Source organism: Massilia alkalitolerans DSM 17462 (assembly GCF_000427785.1).
GTDB classification, from domain to species: domain Bacteria; phylum Pseudomonadota; class Gammaproteobacteria; order Burkholderiales; family Burkholderiaceae_D; genus Telluria; species Telluria alkalitolerans.
In genome coordinates this window covers 1-7981 of record NZ_ATYR01000058.1, presented here as the reverse complement: position 1 = coordinate 7981, position 7981 = coordinate 1, and the positions used below count along the sequence as shown (strand labels likewise).

Sequence of the window (7981 nt, the reverse complement as noted above, 5' to 3'; positions counted from 1 at the left end):
AGCGTTGCGACGGGGATCCAGCGCACCTGCAGTCCAGCCGCCTCGTACGGCTGGACTGCACGCCACATGAAGTGGCAATAAGGGCAGTTCGGATCGACGAAGGCGTAGATGATGCTTTTCGGATTCTTGGTGCTNCCCTCGGCGATGAATGCCGATTTCTCNAGNTGNGCGAATGCGGCTGCGAAATCCGGCTTGGGGATGTACATGTCTTCGTGCTGGGCCGAGAGGTTCTGGCCACGTTCATCGATCAGCGCTCCCGCCACCAGCGTCTTTCCGTCCGCCGTTGTGTATACGAGCGAATGGCGCCCCCCCTGGGAAAGCACCCAGCCGGTGAGCCCCGAGCCGGCCGGGAACTGCCTGACCACCTTGACGCCGGCGCTTACGGCGCGCTCCAGGACCGGTGGGGTCTGCTCGGTGGCGAAGGCGGCCGTATTGATGAGTGCTGCTGCGAGTGCGGTTGGCACCGCGTATTTGAAAGCCTGCATGTCGACTCCGATAGTGAAGGCGTTGATTAAGATTGGGGGGGGGGTTGCGCGGCTTCCGCCTTGCGAAGCGAAGCGAGGAAGGAATCGGCATCCTCGTAGCCGATGACTCGTGTGCCGCCGAGTTCACGGCCGTCGGCGCCGAAAAAGATGATCCCGGGTGGGCCGAACAGGCCAAAGCGCTTGAGCAAGGCCTGGTCGGCCGCGTTGTTGGCAGTGACGTCGGCCTGGAGCAGCAGCATCTGGTCGAAGCGTGACTGTACGCGCGGATCGGAGAACGTGAAACGCTCCATTTCCTTGCATGACACGCACCAGTCCGCGTAGAAGTCGAGCATGACGGTCTTGCCCGGGCTCCGGGCCAGGACGGCATCGAGCTCCTCGATCGAGCGGATTCTCTGGAACCGGGTCTCCTGGTGCGCCTCCGCCGTGGCGAAAGGCGCCAGCGGATCGGTCCCGCCAGCGGCCAGGCCGGCCAGCTGCGCCGCGCCCAGCACCCCGACGACGAGGCCGGCGGCCACACCAAGCGGCCGGCGTGGACGCGGCAGCAGTAGCGACGCGGCATAGCCCGTTCCCAGCAAGCCCCAGCCCAGCATCAGCGCCTGGGGCGGCAGGACCGGCGCCGCGATCCACAATGCGGTGCCCAGCATCAGCACGCCGAAGAAGCGCTTGACACCCGTCATCCAGGCGCCCGCGCGCGGCAGCAGGGTGCCCGCCGAGGCGCCGACCAGCAGCAGCGGCACGCTCATTCCGGCGGCCATCGCGAACAATGCGCTGCCGCCGATGAAGGCATCCTTGGTCTGGCTGATGTACACGAGCGCGCCCGCGAGCGGTGCGGCGACGCAGGGACCGACGATCAGTGCCGAGATGGCTCCCATTGCAAACACCCCCGCGTGCGTGCCTGTCCCCTGCCGGTTGGAGGCTCCCGCCAGGCGCGACTGGATCGCCGCCGGCACCTGCAGCTCGAACACGCCGAACATCGGTAGCGCCAGCACGACCATCAAGAGGGCGAACGCGCCCAGCACCCAGGCGTTCTGCAGCGCCGCTGCCAGTCCTTCGCCCGCCAGGCCGGCCGCCACGCCCATCGCGGTATACACGATCGCCATGCCGAGCGAATACGACACCGACAGGGCAAGGCCCCGCAAGCGCGACGCGGAACCCTTGTCGCCGACGATGATCGAGGAGAGGATCGGCAGCATCGGCAGCACGCAGGGCGTGAACGAGAGGCCCAGACCCAGCAGCAGGAACATCGGGACGATGACCGCCAGCTCGCGGCTGCTCAAGGCCCGTTCGATGCGTCCACTATCGTTGTCGTCGGTCAGCGTACCTTCGAGGGCGGCTGCTGCCGGTTGCGCAGCAGCGGCCGGGCGCAGCCCCGATGGCCCGGCGGCCTCCAGGACCGCGCTCGATGCCATCGGCGGATAGCACAAGCCCTTGTCGGAGCAGCCCTGCGAGGTGGTCTTCAATGTGAAGCTTCCCGTCCCGTCCACGGGAATGCGCACCCTGACCACGCCGCGATAGGTTTCCATTTCCTTCTGGAAGGTCTCGTCGAAATGCTTCTCGCCAGCCGGGAACACAGGCTGTCCGAGCCGGGTCTCCCCGGCTTCGAATGCGAAGCGCTCGCGGTACATGTAATAGCCGGGCGCAATGTCAAAGCGCACTTCAGCGGTCTGTCCGTCGACCATGTAGGCGGCGAAGCGGAACGCCTGCTCGGGCGGCAGGAAATCGTCTTCAGCGGCCGCCGCGTTGCCGGATGCTGCAAGCAGCACCGCGGCAAGCGGAACCAGCAGCAGCGCAAGCAGCCACCGGCCCATTCCGGGTAGCGTTCGTGATAAGAAGACCATACGCTCTCTCCTGTCTTTCATTAATGTCGCTCTCTCGCGTTTCCGGTTCAGCGCTTGCTGCGCAGGACCGCCAGGTGTTCGGCCAGCGTGGCGCTCGATACCTCGCCCATCCGCTTGTCGACGAGTATTCCGTTCGCGTCGACAAACAGCGTGGTCGGCAGGCCCGGGGCGCCGGCTGCCTTGGCCAATGCTCCGCCGGGGTCGAGCACCACGTTCCGCAGCGGCAGGCCCTCGGCCTTCAGGTAGGCACGTACCGTGGCGCTGTCCTCGCCCTGGTTGACGAATACGAAGTTCAGGTCGTTCGCTTCGCGCTGCGCCTTGCCAAGGGCGGGCATTTCTCTCCTGCAAGGCGGGCACCAACTGGCCCACAGGTTGACCACCATGGGCTTGCCGGCAAATGCGGACAATGGAACGGCGCGTCCGTCAAGATCCGTCAGCATCACCTCGGGCAGGGCCTGGCGCTCGGTGGCCATGCGGATCAGCCCGTTCCCGGCGATCCAGATGAAGATGCCGGCCCATAAGGCAATGACGATCGCGGCGCGCTGCTCGGCCCTGCGCCATGCCAGGATGGCGCCGATGATGACAGCGGCCGTGAAGCCCGCGACCGGCGCCAGCCCGCCGTCGCGCAGGTCCGGCAGCCGCCAGGGTTCTTCCGCGTACAGCGGCCAGTAACGGGCGACAAAGACGATGCGCGCCACCAGGATCGCCCCGGCGATGATCAGCCAGAGCGAGCCCTCGGCCTTCACGCCGCGCCTGGCCGCCACCCTATTGCCGATGGCGGAACCGAGGATGATCGTTGCGAATGCGACCAGCAGTTGCGCGGGCAAGGCAAGCGGGCCGAGTGTGACAATCATGGTGGTGTGCTTTCCTGCGCATGGCGCCGGCCCGACGGGCCGGTTCGACGCCTGGCGAATACAGCCATCCTATTGCCTGACGATTAGCACCACATTAAGAATTCTGTCGAATTACCGGGAGGCACCGGTTTCGCCGCCGCCGTTAATCACGGGATAACCGTAAAGCGGTAAGATCGCGCTTCCTGCATCTACTACTCGGGTTAGCCATGCGTGTACTCGTCATCGAAGACGACGAACTGGTCGCCAGCGGCATTCTTGCCGGCCTGCGCCTGTCCGGAATCGGGGCCGACCATGTCGCCAATGCCTCGCAAGCGGAAATGGCCGTGCAGACCGGCCGCTTCGACGTCCTCCTCCTCGATCTCGGCCTGCCGGACACCGACGGGCTCACGCTTCTCAGGCGCTGGCGCGGCGCCGGCAAGGACTGGCCGGTACTGGTCCTGACAGCGCGCGACGACGTGCAGGACAAGGTGGCTGGCCTGCGCAGCGGCGCCGACGATTATCTGGTGAAACCCTTCGAACTCGACGAACTGGTAGCACGGCTGCATGCCTTGCAACGGCGTAGTGCCGGCCGCAGCGTCGACCGCATCGAGCATGGTCCGCTCGCCTTCGATCCCGCCACCCAGGTGGTGACGCTGGATGGGAACCCGGTCGAGCTGTCGCGGCGCGAACTGGCCCTGCTCCAGGCATTGCTCAACAGCGGCCAGCGCATCCTCAGCACCGACCAGGTCAAGGATAGCCTGTATGGGCTGGGCGACGGCGTCGAAAGCAATGCCCTGAACGTCCACATCCACCACCTGCGTCGCAAGCTCGGGCCGAATATCGTCGAAACCGTGCGTGGCCTCGGGTACCGGCTTGGCAAGGCGGGGGCATGAAGACGCTGCGCCTGCGCCTGTTGGTCACCATCGCCGCCTCGTTCGCACTGTTCTGGACCCTGTCGTCGCTGTGGACGCTGGTCGACCTGCGCGACGAGTTCCGCGACGCACTCGACGAACGGCTGGCGGCATCGGCGCGCATGGTCGCCGCGCTGATTGCCGACTCGCCCCATCTTTCGGTGCAGCCGGGTTCGCGCGGGGCCAGCCCGATCCCCTACCTGGTACGCACCGACAACGTGGCCTGCGAGATCCGGCTGGTGCGGGGCGGCATCGTGGGCCGCACCGAGAACAGCCCGGAACGCCTCGGCCTGGTGTCACCCGGCTACCGCACCCGCGTCATCGACGGCGTTACCTGGCGCAGCTACACCATCGAGCACAACGGTATGCGCATCACCACCGCCGACAAGACCGAGCGCCGCCAGCAGCTGTTCCGCAATATCGCCTTCGCCACCTTCGTGCCCTTCCTTGTCGCCATGGCGGCGACCCTGATCGCGCTATGGTTCGCCGTACGCCATGGCCTGCGGCCACTGGAACGGATCCGCGTTGCCCTCGAAGCCCGCGAACCCGGTGCGCTCCACCCGCTGCCCGAGGAGGACCTGCCGCGCGAGATCGCCCCGCTGGTCACGACCGTCAACGGCCTGCTGGCCAGGATCGAACGCACCATCGAGCGTGAACGGCGCTTCACCGGCGACGCCGCGCACGAATTGCGCACACCACTCACCGCCGTCAAGACCCATCTCCAGGTCGCCCGCATGAGTGGCGATGGGCCGGACACGGCGGTAGCTCTCCAGCAGGCCGAACGCGGGGTAGGACGCCTGCAGGGCATCATCAACCAGCTCCTGATGCTGGCGCGCGTCGAGGGTTCGATGGCATTCGAGGATGACGAGCGCCTGCACGCAGCCGCAATCGCGGAGCAGGTCCTCATGCACCTTCCGGCGCAGCAGGCCGCCAGGGTGTGCGTTCACGACGAAGGCGGCGCAGCACGCGTTCTCCGCATACCCGCATCCCTCGCCGTGACGGCGCTGCGCAATATCCTCGACAATGCGCTGCGCTACAGCGATGCCGAGGCCACTGTCGTGCTGCGGATCGTGCAGCATGGCGGGACGGCGGGCTTTACGGTGGAAGACCAGGGCAGCGGCATGAGCGATGCGGACATCGGCAAGGCCGGGCAGCGCTTCTGGCGCAAGGGCGGCGGCCAGGGCAGCGGCCTCGGCCTCTCGATCGTCATGGCGATCGTCGCGCGCTACGACGGCAGCTGGAAGCTCGAACGCCGCGCGGGAGGCGGGCTGGCCGCACACCTGGCCTTCCCTGCCGCATGAGCTTCGAACGACATGCCTCGCCGTCGGTGCCTTGGTAAAGGCACCTGCCTATGCGTACGTGCAGCGCCGCCACCGGTTTTCTGCTGGCGCGCGCAGTCGTATTCGATGCGCCGCTGCGGGACTCCGTCACGGGCGCTCTGCCAGACAACTTTAGCGTCCGGACTGCGGTCATGCAGGGCCGCTGACACGAAAAGCGGACGTTGCTTTTACTCTTCAAGCCAGTGCAAGGCCTGGCTAAGGTCGTTATAGAAAACACGGTATTCGCCTTCACCAAATTGTCCGAATGCGATCCGTGCAAAGTAGGCCAACCGAGTATTCGCCACCAAAATGGCTTTACGCAGGGGCCGGTCGTGGAACAGTTGACTGGCTTCTTTTTCGAGTTTTTCCTGCAACAGTGCATGCTCGACATTGGGCGACTCGATTTCCAAGCCGTCGTAGAGAACGCGCGTGTGTCCGGTATCCTGTAGCAGCTGGACGACCCGCTTATGGGTTTCCTCAAGCATGCTTTCGCTTAATTCACCTCTCAATCGCGCCACTATGACATGGCCGAGAGGTTCGATCCACAGTTGAGTATTCGGCATCTTATACAGTTAAAATAGTTTGAAACCTATATGTTGGCTACAATCACCCGAGGCCACCGATACTTGACTGTGCCCTCTGATCCGATGGCAGAGGTCGGGACCGACAAGTGTACGGTCTTGTTGCTATCAGCACAAGGACGGTTTTTTCTGGCGTCTATGGATTCCCCCCCGGTTTGCCAAGCATTCATGGATAGGAGCGATCGGGCTCAAGGCAATATCTTGGCCGAACGCCAGTGGCGCAATGTCAAACAGGAGGACGTATATCTGGCCGCTTTCGCCAACACGTAACAGGCGCTCAATTACAATGAGCCAGCGAGCGGCAAGCGTAGTGGCAGTGGCAGTGGCAGTGGCAGTGGCAGTGGCGCGCTGATGGTCGGCAAATAGACAGTACGCAAGTGCTGGGCCAACGCCGGCCAACTGCAGTGACAGAAAACACCGCAGCCTTAACCCCGAAGAATTGTCTCACCGACGGGTCACTTTATATTGTCCCGATTTGGTTCTTTTTTATACATTTTACTGCACATGAAAATATCAGTTATTGGCACCGGTTACGTCGGACTAGTTTCAGGCGCGTGCTTTGCCGATGTCGGCAATACCGTCCTGTGTATGGACCTGGACCAACACAAAATCGCGATGCTCAACGCTGGCCGGAGCCCTATCTTCGAGCCAGGCCTTGATGCCCTGATCGCCCATAACACGGCGGCCCGCAGATTGCTTTTCACCACGAATTATGACGAAGCGGTCGCGGATGCAGACATCATTTTCCTGGCCGTGGGTACGCCGCCGGATGAAGATGGCAGTGCCGACCTGACGCACGTTCTTTCGGCGGCGCACAGCATCGGCCAGCTCATGCAACGGCCGATTACCCTGGTCAACAAATCTACCGTCCCGGTGGGCACTGCCGACCGGGTAAGAAGCGTGATTGCCGAACAACTCCGGGCCCGCGGTGTCTGTATCGACTTTTCTGTCGTCAGCAATCCCGAGTTTCTCAAGGAGGGGGCGGCAATCGAGGATTTCATGCGCCCCGCCCGGATCATCGTGGGCAGCGACAATCCGCAGGCGACGAAAATCATGCGGAACCTTTATGCACCGTTCAGCCGTAATCATGAAAAGCTGCTGGAGATGGATGCGCGCAGCGCCGAGCTGACGAAATACGGCGCCAATGCCATGCTGGCAACGCGCATCAGCTTCATGAACGAACTAGCGAACCTGGCGGAGACGCTGGGCGCCGACATCGAGCTGGTGCGGCGCGGCATAGGCTCGGACCCGCGCATTGGCCCGGATTTTTTGTATCCGGGAATAGGCTATGGCGGCTCCTGCTTCCCCAAGGATGTCCGGGCGCTCTTAAAAACGTCGGCCGACCATGGGCAGAAACTGCGCATCCTGGCTGCCATTGAAGCGGTGAATGCGACGCAAAAAAATATTCTGTTCAAAAAAATTGCGCAGTACTTCAATGGGACCGACAGGCTGGCAGGAAAAACCGTCGCACTTTGGGGCTTGTCTTTCAAGCCCAACACGGATGATGTGCGCGAGGCGCCGAGTCTTGCACTGATCAGGGCGCTTTTTGCTGCGAATTGCCGGGTCCAGGCATACGACCCGGCCGCCAGCGAAGAGGCAAAAAACGTGCTGATCAGCGAGCATGGCGAAGCACGTTGCCATGAGCTGCTCAACATCGTTGATTCCGCAGTAGCCGCAGTGGAAGGCGCCGATGTGCTCGCCATCGCGACGGAGTGGAAGGAGTTTTATAGTGGACCCCGAATTTGAGACGGTGGTTTAAGCTGTCGTCCGCGAAAGGATTACAGCGAATGAGTGAAGGTAAAAAGCGCAGGGTGCACAGCGCCGAGTTCAAGGCCAAGGTGGGGTTGGAAGCGGTGCGCGGGGTGAAGACGGTGACGGAGATCGCGCAGGAATACGGTGTGCATCCGGTGCTGGTGGGCCAGTGGAAGAAGGAGATTCTGGAGAACGCCGGCGCCCTGTTCGACGTCAAGCGTGGGCCGAAGCCGGTGGACGAGAGCAGCCCCGAGGACAAGCT

At 63.5% G+C, this 7981-nt stretch carries 8 protein-coding genes; 4 read left to right on the top strand and 4 right to left on the bottom strand.

The genetic code is table 11. The features are described 5' to 3' along the window. The 3 genes from dsbG to YWC_RS0126490 form a co-directional block, all read right to left on the bottom strand. Positions 1-485 (bottom strand): thiol:disulfide interchange protein DsbG (gene dsbG / locus YWC_RS0126500; RefSeq protein ID WP_027868052.1); only part of this gene is annotated, 485 nt, incomplete at its 3' end. 26 nt (positions 486-511) lie between these two features. Beyond that, on the bottom strand, positions 512-2293 hold the full coding sequence (gene dsbD / locus YWC_RS31080) for a protein-disulfide reductase DsbD (RefSeq protein ID WP_156923918.1): 1782 nt from the start codon (positions 2291-2293) through the stop codon (positions 512-514). A gap of 77 nt (positions 2294-2370) precedes the next feature. Next, on the bottom strand, positions 2371-3177 hold the full coding sequence (locus YWC_RS0126490) for a TlpA disulfide reductase family protein (protein WP_027868051.1): 807 nt from the start codon (positions 3175-3177) through the stop codon (positions 2371-2373). Positions 3178-3383: 206 nt separating this feature from the next. On the opposite strand from YWC_RS0126490, the gene YWC_RS0126485 reads away from it, so the two are divergent. Together YWC_RS0126485 and YWC_RS31075 are read left to right on the top strand one after the other, a co-directional pair. After that, positions 3384-4049: a response regulator gene (locus YWC_RS0126485; RefSeq protein WP_027868050.1), complete on the top strand. Its 666-nt coding sequence runs from the start codon at positions 3384-3386 to the stop codon at positions 4047-4049. Further along, positions 4046-5368, top strand: a complete 1323-nt coding sequence (locus tag YWC_RS31075; protein ID WP_036216297.1) for an ATP-binding protein — start codon at positions 4046-4048, stop codon at positions 5366-5368. Before YWC_RS0126485 ends, YWC_RS31075 begins: the two co-directional genes overlap by 4 nt. Positions 5369-5574: 206 nt before the next feature. Here YWC_RS31075 and YWC_RS0126475 read toward each other — a convergent pair whose 3' ends face one another. Continuing rightward, positions 5575-5949, bottom strand: coding sequence for a SpoIIAA family protein (locus tag YWC_RS0126475; protein WP_349680687.1), 375 nt, complete (start codon positions 5947-5949; stop codon positions 5575-5577). Between the two features lie 522 nt (positions 5950-6471). Here YWC_RS0126475 and YWC_RS31065 point away from each other — a divergent pair. Together YWC_RS31065 and YWC_RS0126460 are read left to right on the top strand one after the other, a co-directional pair. Further along, on the top strand, positions 6472-7713 hold the full coding sequence (locus tag YWC_RS31065; RefSeq protein WP_084416623.1) for a UDP-glucose dehydrogenase family protein: 1242 nt from the start codon (positions 6472-6474) through the stop codon (positions 7711-7713). A gap of 41 nt (positions 7714-7754) precedes the next feature. Next, a partial coding sequence (locus tag YWC_RS0126460; RefSeq protein ID WP_027867954.1) for an IS3 family transposase occupies positions 7755-7981 on the top strand: 227 nt, incomplete at its 3' end.